This window comes from Bacillus oleivorans, from assembly GCF_900207585.1.
Taxonomy (GTDB): Bacteria; Bacillota; Bacilli; order Bacillales; family JC228; genus Bacillus_BF; species Bacillus_BF oleivorans.
Genome location: NZ_OAOP01000003.1, coordinates 255,901 through 274,274 on the forward strand (window position 1 = coordinate 255,901; position 18,374 = coordinate 274,274).

The following is an 18,374-nucleotide window of genomic DNA, read 5'->3' on the forward strand; positions in this document are numbered from 1 at the left end:
AAACACCCTGGTTCTTATTTATGAATAAATTGGTTAATTGTTTGACTGAGATTTTGTTGACTGTGAATGTCGGCTTCTGCTTCATTTTTTAATTCTAAAGCTTCTGGGTCGAATGGACGATTTTTCTTTTTGAATATGATATCTGCAATGACAGCAAATGAAATTAAACCACCCGACAGGATTATAATTGCCAGCCACAATGGCATAATTGCCACCTCCTAATCAAAAATCGCTCTAATACAATATATCAGCTTATTATTATTTTACCACAAAAAGACATAATTATCAGAAAACTGATGTAAAAAGTGCCTGATCCCCTTTGCGGTAATGCGAAGCTCAGGGAGTCAGGTACCTTTTTTAATTTCTAGTTAAAAGAAAATGCGTCTTTAATTCGCTTTGCTGCTTCCTGCAGCCGCGCTTCAGATGTCAACAGACCGGCACGGACATAGCCTTCTCCATGTGTCCCAAAGCCTATGCCAGGTGCAACCGCGACATGGGCTTTTTCTAATAGAATATCTGAAAAAGCTTGGGAGGTTTGTCCTTCGGGAACCTTTAGCCAGGCAAAAAAGGAGCCTGGAGGCGCTTGTACTTGCCAGCCAATATCATGCAAGGATGAAATAAAAGCATTACGTCTTGATTCGTATGTTGCACGAAGTTCATCTACACAAGCTTGAGACTCTAATAAAGCGGCTGCCGCTGCTTCCTGAACGGCACCAAAAAGACTGACATACATATGATCTTGATATAGTTCAATCGCTTTAATGACACTTTTGTTTCCTACGGCAAAACCAACACGCCAACCAGCCATATTATACGTTTTTGACAATGTATAAATCTCAATTCCTACTTCTTTAGCGCCATCTGTTTGTAAAAAGCTAGGAGGCTTCACTCCGTCATATCCGACTGCTCCATAGGCAAAATCATGGACAACACAAACATTGTGCTGTTCAGCCCAGTCCACAGTTTTTTCAAAAAAGCCAGAAGTGGCAACAGCACCTGTTGGATTGTTCGGATAGTTTAAAAACATAAGTTTGGCCAGTTTACTCACCGATTCCGGTATATCTTCATAAACAGGCAAAAAGCTGTTTTCCTCTACAAGAGGCATTGTATACATTTTAGTCCGTGCCAGCGTGATTCCAGACCAATAGTCAGGATACCCCGGATCTGGCACTAACACAGTATCACCAGGATTACAGAGGCAGGATGGCAGTTCAACCAGACCAGCTTTGCCGCCAAATAACACCGCAACCTCAGTAGCAGGATCAATTTTAACTCCATATTCTCTTTCATAAAAGGCTGCCGCAGCTTCTTTTAAAAACATATGGCCACGGAAGGGTGAATATTTATGATGGATAGGATTACTTGCTGCCTTCTGTAAGGCTTCCACAATATGTGGCGGGGTGGGAAGGTCTGGATTCCCCTGACCTAAATTGATGACATCATGACCTTGTGCAGTCAGACGTCCGACCTTTTCAACAAGCGCAGCAAAAAATTGCTTCGGTAATGCATTTAAGATTTCTGAAGAAGGATAATGTACCAATGAAAACACCTCGAATATATTTATAAATTTCACAAAAGAAATACTTTTCAATTTCTAGTTACAAATGGTATAACGGAAAAAGCAAACTGTAAAGAGGCACTCATCATGTAAAAGGAGGACAAGATTATGAAAATCGGTTGTATTCAAATGGATATCGCGTATGGAAAGCCTGAGATAAATTTTTCTAAAGTCGAGCAATGGGTTCGAAAAGGAGCAGAAGATGGGCATGAAGTTCTGCTTCTTCCAGAGCTTTGGAACACCGGATACGATTTAACCAGGCTAGATGAAATAGCTGATAAAGAAGCTCAAAAATCGATTGAATTTTTAAAGGGGCTAGCAAAAAATTCGAACATCCATCTTGTAGCTGGTTCAGTTGCCAACCAGACGGAGGAAGGTGTTAAAAATACACTTTTGGTTATCAATAAAGATGGAGAGTTAGTCAAATTATACAGTAAGCTCCACCTTTTTAAACTAATGGATGAACACTTGCATTTAACAGCAGGGACAGAGGATGGGCATTTTCAATTAGAAGGATTGCCTGGTGCAGCTTTTATTTGCTATGATATTCGCTTCCCGGAATGGATTCGCAAACATGTCGTGGAAGGAGCTCAAGTGCTGTTTGTGGTTGCGGAATGGCCACTCCCGCGAATACAGCATTGGAAAAACCTTTTAATAGCCAGGGCGATTGAAAATCAGGCTTATGTGATAGCATGTAATCGGGTGGGAGCTGACCCGGCAAATACGTTTGGCGGCCATTCTCTTATTATAAATCCTTGGGGTGAGATATTAGCGGAAGGCGGAACGGAAGAGGAAATTGTTTCAGCTACCGTTGATTTTTCAGCAATAGCAGATATTAGAAAACGGATTCCCATTTTCGAAGACAGAAGACCAGACTTCTACTAGAACCATTGACAATTATTGTATTTTCTTGGTATGATGCTATAGCAAGTAAATATAAATAGTGAATAGAAATTTCTCTTATCAAGAGCAGGCTGAGGGAATTGGCCCGATGAAGCCCAGCAACCGACCGTAATACCGTTGTGAGACGGGGCGAAGATTTTCGCCGGATTCAAGCAGATCCGCAAGGCACGGTGCTAAATCCAACAAAAAGGTTTATACCTTTTTGAAAGATAAGAGGTGAGAAGACAATCATTCTAGCCTCTTTCTTGTGAGAAAGGGGCTTTTTATATTCCTTGAAACAAAGGAGTAAAGATAAGCTCCTTGCCTCTTATGAAGTTCAGACAAAGGAGTGGGGACTCACCATGAATATCCAACCAACATTCTCCCAATCAGTAGAATGGAAAGACAATTATATTCAGCTTTTGAACCAACAGGCTCTGCCGGAACGAACTGAATATTTAAAACTTACATCTATTGAGGAAGTGTACGATAGTATCGTGACTTTAAAAGTAACAGAGGAGCGAGACATCAGGGTGACCGCAGCATTTGGCTTAGCCTTAGCAGCACTCGCCTATCCAGCTTGTGATTTAGAGGAATGGAGAGCACAGTTAAAAGCAGACCGGGATTACTTGGAAAAATCCAATCCAACTGTGAATAAACTGTCATCATGCCTTGACAGGATGATGCAATCTATTACTGATGCAAAAACCATAAATGAAGCCAAAACAGACCTGATCCATGAAGCCATTAAAATTCAAATTCAAGAGGAAAATGAGTAGGCAAACAATAAACCAGGCTGACCTAGCCGGCCAGCCTGGTTTCAAGAATTATTGTACGAGCGGGAAGCCAAATCCAGAGGCAATGTCATCTCCAGACGCTGCATGTAACCCGCCATTCACATCGTTTGCACGGGCACGGTTTTGCAGTTCACTGCGAAGCTGTACATTGGAAAGGCTAGGATTCTCTGCCCAGATTTTTGCAGCTAAGCCGGAAATGTGAGGTGTTGCCATGGAGGTTCCGCTGATTGTGTAATAACTTCCATCTTTCCAGGTTGACTCAATCGCTCTTCCTGGTGCAGATACCTCAACATCCCCTTCTTCAATCACATAATCTCCGGCACCGCCCGATACTCCTCTAGAGGAGAAGTCAGCGACACGGAAATTGCCGTTTTCTTGAACATTTTCAAGAGCAGCGACAGCAACAGCATTTGCGAGAGCTCCAGGGTAACCAATCGTACCTGGATTAGGTCCATCATTACCAGCTGCGGCCACAACTAGTGCCCCGTTATTTACGGCATAGGTCACGGCATCGGCAATAAGGTCACTTTTTGTACTGGAGCCGAGAGACATAGAAATCACTACATTCACGCCAAGGCGGTTTCCTTCATCTGCTGCATGCATGATGGCATTAGCGATGTCATCAGAATAACCAAAGCCGCTGTTGCCAAGCACTTTATAAGCCCATAGCTTTGCGTTCGGTGCTACACCATAGATGCCTTGACCATCTGCCCCGCCATTCGCTAAAACGGTTCCGGCTACATGAGTGCCATGACCGTTTTTATCTTCACAGGCACCATTGATAAGAGGTGAGCGATTTTGACTAAAGTCTTTACATTGTTCAGCATTTTGGGTTAGGTCTACGTGTGCAGTATAAGCACCCGTATCCAGAACCGCTACACGAATATTATCGCCGCCGCTTGTAGCGCTAAGATTGGGATCTGCATAGATTGCCTGCATTCCCCAAGGCGTTTGATCAGAAGGGGTTGCTGTTCGGGTTGCCTCTGCATTGACTTTTTCTAAATAAACTTTATCCACTAATGAAACTTCAAGATTTTTATTATTTTTTAAGGCTTCGAACTGACTTTCATTAACGTTGGTTGTAAAACCTTTTTTACCGAAATCCCAGCGCACACCGTATGCTTTTTGAAGATCTGCTTTATTTTGGCTGTTTTTTGGCTCAATTAAGACCCGGAGATCCTTAGCCCCGCCATTATCAGCTGGAACAACCGCAAATGCACTAGAAGTAAAGCAAGAAACTAGAAGAATAATAGAGAAGAGTAACCCGATTAATCTTTTCACAATATCAACTCCTAAAAATAGTAAGTGTGAATCGAATCCAAAGAGCTTGTTTAATAGAAGAGCATTTTTTGAGTAGATTTTCTTATGTACGAAGAAGAAGGGCTGCGGACGGAAGGAATACCGAAGAAGATAATCACCTCCATTTTTCTGAAAGTTCAAAATCATCGTACCACGAGTGGGTGGTTCCTTGTATTGGGAAAATGGGGGCATTTTCTTAAGGATATCCTTTAAAAAATAGGGCTGTTTTCCCAAGTCAATAGTGGCATACTTACCCAATTTATTGCTAGTTCGATAGATTTCTTTATTGGGAAAGTTTGCAGATGGAATAGGATGTTAAAGGCAGGAAATTACTCTCATTTGAACAATACCAAGTTTGAGGGAACCTTGATGCATTGGATGTGTAGGGCCTTTCAGAAAAGATGAGAGGGGTTATCTGCACGCTCTTCATTAGCTTCCGATTCAAGTTTCTGGGCGAATTATAATAGGAAGTATGCTTATATGGGAGGAACTTCAATGGCAACTCCTCTTGTTGCCGGATCTGTTGCCTTGCTTAGAGAGCATTTTATGGAAAACCGCGGTGTAACTCCAAAACCATCCTTATTTGCAGGAGCAAGTGATATAGGTGTAAGCTACTATGACCAAGGGTTGAGGCCGGGTCGCTCTAAATAAAGCGTTAAATGTAGGGTATGTGAATGAAACACAATCCCTTTCAACCGGTCAGACCGTTCGCAATAGTTTTACTGCTGATGGCAGAGATCAGTTAAAAATATCTTTAGTGTGGACCGCTTATCTATGAAATCCTTCAGCCACTTACTCTCTTGTTAATGACTTAGATTTGGCAGTGACCTCACCAAGCGGTCAAACTTATATCGGTAATGACTTTTCCTACCCATACATAACAATTGGGGTGGCGTTAATAATGTAGAAAATGTATTTATCGATGTTTCAGAAAGCGGAACCTACACCATCGAGGTTCAGGCTTATAATGTCCCATCATGGAGTCAGGATTTCTCTATTGCTGTTTTAAACTAAATTCCTATCTATTAACCTATAAAATTATGATCAACCCTACGACAATTAAGTGAAAAAAGACCTATGTACTGTCAAAAAAATGAGCACAAGTAACTATCTGATTTTTCAGACTAATTGGAATATGTAGGATATAATGAATTATACACTATGTAGTGGGGTTGATCACATGAAAATAGGGGAGAGAATCCGCTTTTACAGACTGCAGCAAAATAAAACCCAAGAAGAACTGGCAAGTGGGATTATTTCGGTATCTTATTTATCGAAAATAGAAAACAACCAAAGTCTGCCTAGTGTAGAAGTTCTTACATTGCTTTGTAATCGATTAAATATTTCATTGAATGATGAAGGAGAGCCCAATGTTCTTGATAGACTAAAAGACTGGTATAAATTGATTATTAATCGGGACACCGACCTCGCAGCTAAAGAGTATGAAGAGATGAAGGGAATCATGAATCAAAAGGACTCAACGGGTTTGCTCTATTTTATGATGTTTGAGCTTCGCTTTCATTTGCTGAATCGTAATATAAGTCTGGCTAATCAGCAAATCGAGCGATTACAAGAATACACGACTTTGTTCTCAGGGGATTTGCTTTACTATTTTTTAAAATTTCAAGGATTATCTGCATATTTGCAAAATCAGTTTTCTGAGGCATATGAAAAATATAAAAAGGCAGAAACCTTATTAGCCAGCAATGTATTTGAAAAATGGGAAGAAGCAGATCTATACTATTCGATTGCTTTAACAAGCAGCCGATTGTGGAAAGTCAGTATATGTTTGCGTTATACCAATCAGGCTCTAGGAATCTACCAAGCCATATATGATTATAAACGAAGTGCAGAGTGTCAGGTACTTCTTGGGATATCGTTCCAGCGAAGCGGGGAATGGAAAAAGGCTGAAGAAAGTTTGCTGTTAACAAGTAAAATTGCCGATTCCCTGCATGATGTTAATCTAAAAGGGATGGTTCACCATAACTTAGGCTATTTATTTTCCTTACAGGAAAAATCTGATCTGGCAATCGAACATTATACGAAGAGTATTGAATACAGAAATCAAGGTGATTACGCAAGGAAATTACATACTATGTTCTCTTTAGTCATGGAGTATTACAAGGTAAAAGATTTTGAAAGGGCGCTTGAGTGGGTAAGTCAGGCATTTGATATTTTGGACAGCCAGGATCAAAAATTAACTGAATATGAGTACCATTTTAAAACGTATTATTATCTGCTAAATCAGTCTCGATCCGAAGAGTTTGAAAGCTTCATGAAAGATAAAGTGATCCCTTATTTTGCGGAACATAAGATGTACGAATATTTGGCTACATATGCAGAAATATTGGCTACATATTATGAGAACGCCTATCGCTATAAGCTTTCGTCTCAATATTTCAGGGTATCTAATGATGCCCTTAGAAATATATATAAACTTGTGTAAAGGGGTAGATGAGTATGAAAAAATGGTTTGCAGGCTTCGCATTGGCAGTTGCTTTAATCACAATTGCTTTTGCAGGTGGTCAGGTTTTTGCTGATCAGGCAGATCATCCAGATCCAACTGGCTTACCAGTTACAGCAACTCTGTAAAGATCCTCACTAATATGAGACGAGAAAAATCTCCATTCGTTACAGCGAAATGGAGATTTTTTTTTGAGTAAAAATATTACAGAAATATTTCAATATGACCGTTACATGTTAAATACGGTTTTGTATAATAAATGAAAGGGAGCTTGTAATGTGTTTCATTTTCGCATTGACAAGAAATGGGGGAATCATATGGATTGGTGGATATTTATTGTGAGCTATCTTTGCGGGTCAATTCCGTTTGCACTTATTATCGGCAAAACCTTTTATCGAATTGATATACGTGAACATGGAAGCGGAAATTTAGGGGCGACCAATGCTTTTGCTACGCTTGGTCCAAAAGCAGGAATTGCAGTTTTTTTAGGGGATTTTCTTAAAGGTTTTCTGCCTGTAATAGCTTGTGTTTACTATGGACTTGAGGTTTCCCCATTACTTGTAGGGATGGTAGCAGTTGCAGGTCATTGTTTTCCAATCTTTGCAGGTTTTCGCGGAGGGAAAGCTGTTGCTACTTCTGCAGGTGTATTATTAGCCTATAATCCATTGATGCTTTTCGTTGCCGTGGTTGTATTTTTCGGAATGATATGGATGACTAAATACGTTGTTTTTGGCTCGCTCACCAGTTGTTTGGCTATGGTTATCTATTCATTCGTGGATTTTAATCAGCTGAATCTCATCGTATTTAGCTTATTATTTTTTGTAATGATCTATTTGCACCGGTCGAATATCCGTAATTTGTATCATAAAACAGAACCCACAATTTATGAGGGAAAACGGGTTGTATAAGAAGAGGCCTTCCCCCAAAACAGCCAATACGGCGGCTGTCGAAGGGTGGCCTCTTTTATTTTAAAAGATCAGAAAGTATAAACTCTGAACTTTAATGAAGGTGCGCTTGCGCTTTTCTTATTGCATCATGTTTTGGTTTGTGGATGGTGCGTAGGCATGAATCATATAGTTTGTATCTTCCATGCTTAATTGGGGTACTTGATAATATTGATGCTTATTTTGGTACAGGAATAACTCATAGCCCAATTCAATATAGTTAGGTAGGCTATCGGATAATACACGGCGCAAAACCGGGTTAGTCGATTCTAACGCAGCCATTGTCACCCCAGAACAAATTGCTTTAACAGCTGCCATCATTTGCCCTGAAACCCATGCATCATTAATCTCGGACGCCGACTGAATCGGCTTTTTAGGCTGAGCCTGTTTTAGTCCGTAAATTACATCATGGTTTTGTTTCATCATATAGGTAGTAGCCTGTTTAGATGGCTTTTGTCCTGTTGAGAGTGTTTCAACCAGTCGGTTATATTGGTCTGTCATAAATGTGTATTGTCTGTTTAAAATATCAGTTAACTCAGGGTCCTTTACATATTGACGGAACAACATATATTGATCTAATGTGCCAACTAGACAAGATAGAACCTCATGGGCATCGAAAATTTCATGTCCCCCATGATTTTGCTGGAATCCCACCTGATTAGAACTATGAAGATTTCCTAAGTTTTGGCCTTGATTCATATTCTGTTGATTCATGGATTGTTGCTCCATTCGTATCCTACCCCCTCTAAGCATTTGGATAGAAAAAACTATCCACGCTATAGTATTTGAAAGTATTCCGTAATCATTCAAATATAAAAAGGTTTTAGTGGGAAAATTTGTTGAGCGGGAAAGTTTACGAATGGTATTTTCAGTCCAAAAAAACAGTTCCCGATGCCCAATTCTCTAATCAAACATTCAACCAAACCCATTCACTCTACCATCCCATGAATGTGTCTGAAGTTCATGCATACAATGTACAAGGACAAGGTAGGAGGCTTTCTTAATGAATATCATTCACTTTATTGCAATGGGGATCAGTTTGGTAGCTATAGTTGGACCTTTCAATATTGAATTAATCAATCGGGGAATTAAAGGTGGCATTTATCCAGCTTTGTGTATGGGAATGGGAGGGATAATCGCGAATATTTTCTGTTTACTCATCATTTATTCAGGGTTTTCATCATGGATGCAAAATCAGGTGACAGAAATTCTTTTTTTTACAGTAGGTGCGATCCTTCTTTTGTTTTTAGGGTTTATGAGTTTGAATCCCGGGTTACCGAATTCCCAATCATCGCCTGCATTAGTATCATCCTTTACAGCAGGTTTCCTTTTAGTATTTGCCAACCCCATCAATTTTATGGCATGGTATAGCACATTTTCACAAGCTTCTAATTCCTTATTTGTTGAAAATCCTCCTTCTGCTATTTTCATTTATTGTTTTTTTATAATTGCTGGCGGCATTCTTTGGATGATTAATTTAACATTGGCGGTTTATTTTATTCGCGAAAAAATGAATATCCGTCATAGGAAGCTGTTTAGCTTTATCGCTGGCATTATGCTCTTATGGTTCTCTTCTGAGTATTTGCGCCGAATTGCCGAAATGACATGGAATTGGTAAGTCAAAAAAATATTGCAATGAAAAGGATTTTATCGATTATACTAAACAAAATGATGTACGGTACGTACAGGAATATTTACCAATCACAAAAGTCTTGCGGATTGTTTGGGTTGGGAACAAAGTAATTGAAGGATACTGGAGAATCAATCAAGGTCACGAGTTTTTAACGAATGTTTCTCAAGGAGGACTCATTTCATACGATCATATCCCAGTTGAGGCAATACAGCTTGTGGAAAAAGTCGCTGCGACGCTTGGTATCGATCATGCAGGTTTTGATATTGCCCAAGTAGGTGATAAACTGTACTTTTTTGAACTCAATGTCATGTTTGGAAATCAAGGAATCAGAATAAACAATATACAGATACAATTCTAGAGTATTTATATGGATATGCCCCTTTTATTGTTCCGGCGTAAAGGGGCAGTTAGAAAAAGTTCAACTCTCCGCTGTTTAGGTGAAGATTTGGATCTTTTTTATTTTAATCCTTCATTATCAGCACTAATCCCTCTATTTGAACGACTTCATGTATATGAATATAAGAAAGAAGCACCCTATTTACTGACGTTTCCATTAGAATCATACGTTAACTTTGAACACTTCGGGTGAAAATAATGAACATTTTTGTTGACTTATTTGTTATAAGATAACATAATAAAGGTGGTAATTGAACAAAGTTAACATTTAAGAGGTGATGGAATGCAGCCATCAGTACGAAGAGATTGGGTTTTAAAAAAAGTTCAAGACGAAGGAAAGGTTGAAATTGAACAACTTTCTGAAGAATTGAACGTTTCTCCTATGACAATTAGAAGAGACCTGGCCCAATTAGAAGAAGAAGGACACGTCATCCGTGTTCATGGTGGAGCTGTTTTACCTAAACCGCTTATTACTGAAACCCCTTTCTTAACAAAGGAAAGCATAAGAATCAAACAAAAAAGAGACATAGCGAAAAAAGCCGTTTCTTTAGTTAAAGAGGGGCAGACCATCATTTTAGATTCTGGGACAACCACTTTAGAGATTGCCCGACTGCTTAAAGAACGCAATCATTTAACGGTTATAACGAATGACATTAAAATCGCGGCAGAGCTAGTTGAAAGCGAACTCAAAGTTATTGTGTCCGGAGGAGAATTGCAAAATGGTGTTGGTGCCCTATACGGGCCGCAAACACATCACTTTTTACAAGATATTCACGTTGATCTGTTTTTTCTTGGAGCTCATGCCATCGATATAAAAGCAGGAATTACTTCACCTACTCTTGAGAAATCACTCATTAAAAAGTTGATGATTCAAGCAGCAGAAGTTACGTGGCTTGTAGCAGATTCCAGTAAAATCGATCAAAAAGCATTTTCAAAAGTATGTGATTTAAATGTTTTAACAGGTTTTATTACGGATGACGATATCCCCGAAGATACAAAAACTACACTCTCTCAGTATTTGGAGATATTGTAGGCAAAAGAGGTGGACAGCATGAAAGTCGGTGTAGTAGCTGATGACTTAACAGGTGCAAATGCTACGGGAGTCCGTTTAAGTAAACAAGGCTTTACCGCTGCAACCGTTGTGTATAACGATAAGATTCCCGAATCTGGGGAACTCGATGCAGTTTGCATAGATACTGATTCAAGGTACGCACCTGATGAAGTAGTCGTAAGACGTGTGAAAAAAGCAATGGAAAGCTTTCGTGAATGGGATGCCAAAGTAATTTGCAAACGGATAGACAGTACGATCCGCGGAAAAATTGGTCTTGAAATCGATACAATGTTAGATGAATTAGGTCCAGACAGTATTGCTATTGTTGTAGCTTCCTTCCCTGATTCTGGAAGGGTTACATCGGGAGGATATTTGTTAGTCGATGGAATCCCTGTACAGGCAACAGATGTTGCTAAGGATCCCATTACGCCTATTACATCATCCTATATTCCTGCTGTGATTACAGAGCGCAGTAAAAATTCAATTAGCCATATTGGGCTAGAAAAAGTGTTAGATGGTGTTTCAACCCTAACCGAAGCAATTACAAGTGAGATTGCAAAAGGAAATCGAATTATAGTTGTAGATGCAGTTACAGATGAAGAAATTGACACGATTGCAGAAGCAATGGCTGTCATTCAGGAAGTGCAAATGGTTCCTTGTGATCCAGGACCGCTGACAGCAGCATACTCAAAAGCATTTTTACATCAATTTGTTGAGTCAAACAAAGTAATCGTAACGGTCGGAAGTGTAACCTCTTTAACTGGAAGACAGCTCCGGTATTTGAAGGATAAAACGAATTCAAATCCGGTATATGTCTCAGCAGAAAAGCTGGCAACTCTAGAAGCCAGCTGGGACGAAGAGGTCAGCCGTGCAACTAAGGAAGCACTTGAAAGAATCCATGAAGATGATGTGTTAATCATCACCACTCATACTGAAGGCAATAGCATTTTAAACCTTAAGCACATTGCCGACCAACAAAAAACAACACAGGATGCACTTGCAAAACGAATCACCGATGGCTTGGCTAAAATCACAAGGCTAGTGATGGAGCAAACTAACTATCCGATTCAAGGATGCTTTACAAGCGGCGGAGATGTTACCGCATCGTTATGTGCTTTTAGTAAAGCCTCTGGAATTAAATTAGAAGATGAAGTTCTTCCTCTTGCCGCTTATGGAAAATTAATTGGCGGTCATTTTCCAGGGCTGCCGATTGTAACAAAGGGCGGCATGGTTGGGGATAAAACCTCCATTTATGCAAGTGTAAAATTTTTAAAGACTAAAAACGCCAAAAGGAGTGCTGCAAAATGACAACTGAAAGAGCGATCATTGCGATTCCAATGGGAGACCCAGCAGGAATTGGACCCGAAATTACAGCAAAATCATTAACGAAAAAAGAAATTTATGACATGTGCAAACCGGTTGTAATCGGGGATTCAAGAGTTTTTGCGAAAGCCATTGACATTGTCGAAGCTGACTTAAAAATAAATGTCATCAGCAAGCCTGAAGAAGGTAAGTATGAGTATGGCACAGTTGATTTAATCGACTTAGACAATATCAACATCGAAGAACTTGAATATGGTGTGGTTCAAGCCCAATGCGGAAAAGCTGCATTCGAATATATCAAAACTTCTGTTGACCTTGCTAAAGCTGGAGAAGTAAAAGCATTAGCTACAACTCCAATTAACAAAGAGTCACTAAAAGCTGCAGGCGTCCCATACATCGGTCATACCGAAATGCTTGAAGATTTAACGAATACAAAAGATCCGCTTACTATGTTTGAAGTTAGAGGGATGAGAATCTTTTTCTTAACTCGTCATTTATCTCTAAAAGATGCAATTGCACAAATGACAAAAGAAAGGGTTCATGATTATCTAATTCGTTGTGACAAAGCTCTACAACGCTTAGGTATTGAAAATCGCAAAATTGCTGTGGCGGGACTTAACCCACACAGCGGCGAACGCGGATTATTTGGCCGTGAAGAAGTTGATGAAATCGGACCTGGTATTGAAGCTGGAAAAGCTGATGGTATTGACGCATATGGTCCAGTACCAGCAGACTCAGTCTTCTTCCAGGCTCTAAATGGCAAATATGATGCAGTATTATCCTTATATCATGACCAAGGACACATCGCTGCGAAAATGACAGATTTCCACAGAACGATTTCGATTACAAATGGTCTTCCATTCCTAAGAACTTCTGTTGACCATGGAACTGCTTTTGATATTGCTGGTAAAAATATTGCAGCAAGCACAAGCATGGAAGAGTGTATCAAATTGGCTGCACAATATGCACCAAGATTCACTGCTGAAACAATGGAGTAATTTTTAATTTAGGTTGTTCTGCTGAGGATAGATTCCTATCCTCAGCATCCCAATAACAAAAAATGTAAGCCGTTTCAAGAAAGCGGAGGCGCCGGATCAGGGACGTCCAATAGGCCTTGGGTGCTGGAGCTAGACGACAACGAAAGGGGAATTTTAACATGGAAGTTTCTGGAGCTCAAATGATTCTGGGACTTGTAATTGGAGTTGCAGCATTAATCTTTTTAGTATTAAAAACAAAAATTCACGCATTTATTGCTCTTTTAATTGCTGGCTCAATTACTGGTATTGTAGGCGGAATGAATCCGACTGATGTTGTAACTGAAATGACAAATGGTTTTGGTAGTACCCTAGCATCCATCGGTATCGTTATCGGTCTTGGTGTTATGATGGGGAGAATATTGGAAGTGTCAGGGGCTGCTGAGACACTTGCTTATACACTGATTAAGAAGCTTGGTAAAAAGAAAGAAGAATGGGCGATGGCAGCTGCTGGTTATATCGTGTCCATTCCAATCTTTGTAGACTCAGCCTTTGTAATATTAAACCCATTAGTAAAAGCGCTTTCTAGAAAAACAGGTAAATCTGTGGTTGCACTAGGTGTTGCTTTAGCAATTGGTCTTGCCGCAACTCACCATGCTGTTCCTCCAACTCCTGGTCCATTAGGAGTAGCTGGAATCTTTGGAGCAGACCTCGGTCTTATGATTCTTGCGGGTCTAATTTTCGCTGTACCAATAGTTATTGCAGGTGTTTTATATGCAAAATGGATTGGCAAGAGAATTTATCAGGTTCCTGAAGAGAATGGCGATGGTTTTGTACGTCCAGAAGAAGGACAAGCCTATCAAGAATTTCTTGATGCTGTAGATGAAAGATCGAAAGCACTTCCTTCATTTGCAAAATCAATTATGCCAATCTTAATTCCAATTATTTTGATTTTCTTAAATACAACCTTAGGTGCTTTAAATGATGCAGGAGTTTTCACTATTAATGAAACTGTATTGTCCTATATTAAATTTATCGGGAACCCAGTTATTGCAGTAACTCTTGGCGTAATTGTTGCGATTTATACATTAGCTAACAATCTTCGCCGTTCTGAAGCATTAGATCGTATGGAAGAAGGAATTACAACTGCGGGTATCATTTTACTTGTAACTGGTGCCGGTGGTGCATTAGGGAACGTACTTCGTGCAAGTGGAGCAGGGGACTATATTGCTGCACAAATCGCTGAATGGCCATTACCTGCTGTTCTTATTCCTTTCTTCATTGCTACGATTGTTCGTTTAATACAGGGTAGTGGAACAGTTGCAATGGTTACCGCTGCATCCATTTCAGCTCCTATTATTGCAGGATTAGATGTGAACCTTGTTCTTGCAGCACAAGCAGCTGCGCTTGGAGCCATGGTTTTCTCTTACTTTAACGACAGCTTGTTCTGGGTAGTAAACAGAATGCTTGGCATTAAGAATGTTAAAGAGCAAATCTTGGTATGGTCTATTCCAACAACCATTGGATGGGCAGTATCACTTGTTATGCTAGTAATCGCTGATTTTATTTTTTAATGGTTTGAAGATCAGGGTCTGCTTCGGGCAGACCCCTTTTCTTTTGTTTATTTTTCTTTGAAAAAATGTTGGGAAAATTGTAGAATGATTGCTGTTTTTCGTTTGAATCGATACAATATAGGAGATTCTAAAAAGAGAATTTTTACATACAAGGAGGACATTTCGTTGAATATCGGGTTAATTGGACTTGGGAAAATGGGCTATAATTTAGCATTGAATATGAAGAGTAAGGGACATGACGTGGCTGCTACTGACGTGAATAAAGAAGCGTTAGAAAATATCGCTAATGAAGGAGTAAAAACCTTCACTTCTAATAAGGACCTAGTGGATTCGCTACCTACTCCAAAAGTAGTCTGGCTTATGGTTCCAGCTGGTGATATTACAGAAAAGGTTATGGACGAAGTAGCGAGTTATATGACCGAGGGCGATATCATTATTGATGGGGGTAACTCTAATTATAAGGATACATTACGCCGTGGGGAGAAGATGAAAAAGTTAGGGATCCATCTAGTTGACAGCGGGACAAGCGGCGGCATGGACGGAGCACGCTATGGTGTTTGTACGATGATCGGCGGGGACGAAGAAGCATTTAGACATGTAGAAGGGCTTTTCCGTGATATTTCCGTTGAAAATGGGTACCTGTACACAGGACGTCCGGGCAGCGGTCATTTCTTAAAAATGATACATAACGGAATCGAGTACGGAATGATGCAGGCGATTGCAGAAGGCTTTGAAATCTTAGAGAAGAGTGAGTTTGATTATGACTATGAACAGGTTTCACGTGTATGGAACAACGGATCTGTTGTTCGTTCATGGTTAATCGAGTTAATGGAAGATGCCTTTAAGAAAGATCCAAAACTTGAAAGTATTCGTGGTGTCATGCAATCTTCTGGTGAAGGTAAATGGACAGTGGAAACCGCTCTTGAGCTTCAAGCGTCTGCACCAGTCATTGCTTTGTCCCAATTCATGCGATACCGTTCGCTTGAAAACGATACGTTCCACGGAAAAGTCGTTGCCGCTCTTCGTAATGAGTTTGGCGGACATGCCGTTGTAAAAAGTGAATAATTTATTTTGGATTGAAGCCCAGGGAGAAAGAGTTCTTCCTGGTTTTTTAATTGGATTGGCGTTGTTGAGTTCAGGATAAATCGGGTAAAAACTAGCGGAGTTCGGTTATCCGGGTATGAGTTCGTTTAAAGGACGTCTAATTTCGGTAAAAGGAAACTGAGTTCATTTAAAGGGCTTCTGAGTTCGGTAAAACAAATCTAAGTTCGGTAAAATGAATGCTGAGTTCGGTAAAATGAATGCTGAGTTCGGTTAATTAGGTGCTGAGTCCGGTTAAATCATTCTAAGTTCTGTAAAAGTGATCTGAGTTCAGTTAAAAAGGTGAGATTACCGCAAAACATGCATTTTTTCATCAAGTTAGCAAAATACAAGCTAAGTTGTTTAAAATAGGGCTCCTGTTTCTTGAACAGAAATGCTAAGTCCGGAATAGAGGATGCCGAGTTCGGAATAGCTGGTGCCGAGTCCGGAAAGAAGTGTTCTGAGTCCGGAATAGCGAGTCTAAGTTTGGAATACCGGGTACTAAGATCAGAAAAATAAGTGCTGAGTTCCGAAAAATGAGTGCTGAGTACCGAAAAAAGGTTGCTGAGTTCCGAAAAATGAGTGCAGAGTACCGAAAAAGGCTGCCGAGTTCTGAAAAAATGATACTTAGTCCGAAAAAACGAATAATTGTTGAAATTTCCTGCTTTAAATATGTACATTTAAAATACGAGAAAAACACAACCTGTTGGAGGGGACCTAGATGTATGAGCAATTGAAACAACTTTCTACATACGACCAAATTGAACTTATGACGAAAACGCTCGTGTCGTATCCGAGCTACAGCGGGACAGAAGGAGAAGCTTATAAAGCCAATGTCATCAAGGAAATCGTCTATTCCTTTCCTTATTTTACAGAGAATCCTGAACATATATGGGAGCAGCTGATTTTGGATGACTTGTATCAGAGAAAAAATATATTTGTCTTGCTTCCGTCACCGAATAAGACAAAAGAAACCATTATTCTTCATGCCCATATAGACACTGTTCATACCTATGATTATGGCTCGATTCAGCCGATTGCCCATCAGCCAGACGCTCTTCTCCGTTATTTTCAGCAGGAGCAGGTTACTGATGAGCTAAAAAGAGACGCTGATTCGGGAGAGTGGATGTTTGGCAGAGGTGCGCTTGATATGCAAAGCGGAATAGCCGTTCATCTGGCAAATTTGCTTTATTATTCGGAACATATGGATGAATTAGAGGGTAATCTTTTATTTATTTTTAACGTCGATGAAGAGGCAGAACATACCGGTATTAAAGCAGCCGTCGGGGAGCTTTACCGTCTGAAAGAAGAAAAGGGGCTACAATATGTGGTGGCAATCAATAATGACTTTATTGCGCCTCTCTATCAAGGGGACCAAACCAAATATTTGTATGTAGGGAATGCAGGAAAAATTCTCCCTTCCTTTTATATCCAAGGACGCGAATCCCATGTGGGTGAAGCGTTAACAGCGATTGATCCAACTTTGATTTCCTCCGAGCTGGTCAATCGTATTGGCTACCAATTGAATTTAATTGAAAATCTTGACGGGGAATTGGTGAATCCTCCATCTGTTCTTTTGCAGCGTGACCGGAAGGACTTTTATAATGTCCAAACGCCGCTTGCTGCGATGCTCTACTTTAACTATTTTATTTATGAGAAGTCTGTCAAGGAAATAATGGCCGAATTAAAAAGAATTACTGAAGAAGCTAGTGCCCAAATTATTTCCAGACTAAAGTCAACCTATCAAACCTATTGCCAGCAGAAAAACATGCCTGAAAAAGAGGTTGACTGGCAGATCAAGGTTCAAACCTATAACGATTTCATCGGGGAATTAGAAAGTAAAGGCGTTGACACAGCTGAAATCATTGATTCCTTTTTCTCGCGGAATTTGGAAAGAGATTCACGATTAACGGCTTTTAATTTAATCAATGAGCTAGTAGCCCACGATCCTGGAACGACCCCGAGAATTATCTTGTTTTTGGCGGCTCCATATTTGCCTAATCATACGCTGCAGGAAACACAGGAAAATGGCAAAAGAATCCGAAAAGCCATTGAACAGACAGCAGAGGAAATGGCAGAAAAAACAGGAGAACACTTTGCAATTAAACGCTTCTTTCCATTTTTATCAGACGGGAACTTTTTAAGCTTGAAAGGCAGTCAACAGGATATTGACGCAGTAGTTCAAAATTTTCCTGCGCAGGACAAGCTTTTTCCTATGCCATTAGCTGAGATGGAGAAACTGCAAATTCCTTCTATTAATTTATGTGTTTATGGAAAGGACGGCCATCGCTGGACCGAACGGGTGTACAAGCCATATTCATTTGGGACGTTACCGTTATTAATCCGGTCTGTGATTGAGCATATTTTTTCAGAGTGAATCATTTGCAGGTTTTGGAAAA

General features: G+C 40.0%; 17 protein-coding genes, 1 pseudogene and 1 riboswitch. Of the genes and pseudogenes, 14 read left to right on the top strand and 4 right to left on the bottom strand.

Features of this window, described 5'->3' with window-relative positions; translation table 11 throughout:
* Positions 1-14 precede the first annotated feature (14 nt).
* Both CRO56_RS08525 and CRO56_RS08530 read right to left on the bottom strand, forming a co-directional pair.
* On the bottom strand, positions 15-206 hold the full coding sequence (locus CRO56_RS08525; protein ID WP_097158186.1) for a hypothetical protein: 192 nt from the start codon (positions 204-206) through the stop codon (positions 15-17).
* A 158-nt stretch (positions 207-364) separates the two neighbouring features.
* Entirely contained in the window at positions 365-1,540 is a 1,176-nt protein-coding gene (locus CRO56_RS08530) for a pyridoxal phosphate-dependent aminotransferase (protein WP_097158187.1), read from the bottom strand.
* 126 nt (positions 1,541-1,666) lie between these two features.
* Between CRO56_RS08530 and CRO56_RS08535 the strand changes: the two genes are divergently transcribed.
* Positions 1,667-2,443, top strand: coding sequence for a carbon-nitrogen family hydrolase (locus tag CRO56_RS08535; RefSeq protein ID WP_097158188.1), 777 nt, complete (start codon positions 1,667-1,669; stop codon positions 2,441-2,443).
* A gap of 72 nt (positions 2,444-2,515) precedes the next feature.
* Positions 2,516-2,677: riboswitch (SAM riboswitch) on the top strand.
* A gap of 125 nt (positions 2,678-2,802) precedes the next feature.
* Positions 2,803-3,219 (top strand): translation initiation factor eIF-2B alpha/beta/delta subunit family protein, encoded by a 417-nt coding sequence (locus CRO56_RS08540; protein WP_097158189.1) that lies wholly within the window; start codon positions 2,803-2,805, stop codon positions 3,217-3,219.
* Positions 3,220-3,267: 48 nt separating this feature from the next.
* On the opposite strand, the gene CRO56_RS08545 is transcribed toward CRO56_RS08540, so the two are convergent.
* Positions 3,268-4,518: a S8 family peptidase gene (locus tag CRO56_RS08545; RefSeq protein WP_245855714.1), complete on the bottom strand. Its 1,251-nt coding sequence runs from the start codon at positions 4,516-4,518 to the stop codon at positions 3,268-3,270.
* A 468-nt stretch (positions 4,519-4,986) separates the two neighbouring features.
* Here CRO56_RS08545 and CRO56_RS22640 point away from each other — a divergent pair.
* From CRO56_RS22640 to plsY, 4 genes and pseudogenes are all read left to right on the top strand, one after another.
* Positions 4,987-5,187, top strand: a pseudogene (locus tag CRO56_RS22640) (S8 family serine peptidase); the annotation flags it as partial.
* 529 nt (positions 5,188-5,716) lie between these two features.
* Complete coding sequence (locus tag CRO56_RS08550) at positions 5,717-6,982, top strand: helix-turn-helix domain-containing protein (protein WP_179714218.1); 1,266 nt, start codon at positions 5,717-5,719, stop codon at positions 6,980-6,982.
* Positions 6,983-6,996: 14 nt separating this feature from the next.
* Positions 6,997-7,128: a hypothetical protein gene (locus tag CRO56_RS23395; RefSeq protein WP_281257291.1), complete on the top strand. Its 132-nt coding sequence runs from the start codon at positions 6,997-6,999 to the stop codon at positions 7,126-7,128.
* Between the two features lie 189 nt (positions 7,129-7,317).
* Positions 7,318-7,908: a glycerol-3-phosphate 1-O-acyltransferase PlsY gene (gene plsY / locus CRO56_RS08555; RefSeq protein ID WP_097158191.1), complete on the top strand. Its 591-nt coding sequence runs from the start codon at positions 7,318-7,320 to the stop codon at positions 7,906-7,908.
* 117 nt (positions 7,909-8,025) lie between these two features.
* Here plsY and CRO56_RS08560 read toward each other — a convergent pair whose 3' ends face one another.
* On the bottom strand, positions 8,026-8,673 hold the full coding sequence (locus CRO56_RS08560) for a spore coat protein (protein WP_097158192.1): 648 nt from the start codon (positions 8,671-8,673) through the stop codon (positions 8,026-8,028).
* A 274-nt stretch (positions 8,674-8,947) separates the two neighbouring features.
* Between CRO56_RS08560 and CRO56_RS08565 the strand changes: the two genes are divergently transcribed.
* The 8 genes from CRO56_RS08565 to CRO56_RS08605 all read left to right on the top strand — a co-directional run bounded on the left by CRO56_RS08565 (position 8,948) and on the right by CRO56_RS08605 (position 18,352).
* Complete coding sequence (locus tag CRO56_RS08565) at positions 8,948-9,562, top strand: LysE family translocator (protein WP_097158193.1); 615 nt, start codon at positions 8,948-8,950, stop codon at positions 9,560-9,562.
* A 31-nt stretch (positions 9,563-9,593) separates the two neighbouring features.
* The gene (locus CRO56_RS08570; protein WP_281257294.1) at positions 9,594-9,935 is read left to right on the top strand and encodes an ATP-grasp domain-containing protein; all 342 of its coding nucleotides are present in this window, start codon (positions 9,594-9,596) and stop codon (positions 9,933-9,935) included.
* A 321-nt stretch (positions 9,936-10,256) separates the two neighbouring features.
* Entirely contained in the window at positions 10,257-11,006 is a 750-nt protein-coding gene (locus CRO56_RS08580; protein WP_097158196.1) for a DeoR/GlpR family DNA-binding transcription regulator, read from the top strand.
* 18 nt (positions 11,007-11,024) lie between these two features.
* Positions 11,025-12,332: a four-carbon acid sugar kinase family protein gene (locus CRO56_RS08585; RefSeq protein WP_097158197.1), complete on the top strand. Its 1,308-nt coding sequence runs from the start codon at positions 11,025-11,027 to the stop codon at positions 12,330-12,332.
* Positions 12,329-13,345 (top strand): 4-hydroxythreonine-4-phosphate dehydrogenase PdxA, encoded by a 1,017-nt coding sequence (pdxA, locus tag CRO56_RS08590; RefSeq protein WP_097158198.1) that lies wholly within the window; start codon positions 12,329-12,331, stop codon positions 13,343-13,345. Before CRO56_RS08585 ends, pdxA begins: the two co-directional genes overlap by 4 nt.
* Before the next feature lie 158 nt (positions 13,346-13,503).
* Complete coding sequence (locus CRO56_RS08595) at positions 13,504-14,895, top strand: GntP family permease (protein WP_097158199.1); 1,392 nt, start codon at positions 13,504-13,506, stop codon at positions 14,893-14,895.
* Between the two features lie 165 nt (positions 14,896-15,060).
* Entirely contained in the window at positions 15,061-15,960 is a 900-nt protein-coding gene (gnd, locus tag CRO56_RS08600) for a phosphogluconate dehydrogenase (NAD(+)-dependent, decarboxylating) (RefSeq protein ID WP_097158200.1), read from the top strand.
* A gap of 736 nt (positions 15,961-16,696) precedes the next feature.
* Positions 16,697-18,352, top strand: coding sequence for a M20/M25/M40 family metallo-hydrolase (locus CRO56_RS08605; RefSeq protein WP_097158201.1), 1,656 nt, complete (start codon positions 16,697-16,699; stop codon positions 18,350-18,352).
* Positions 18,353-18,374: the final 22 nt, after the last annotated feature.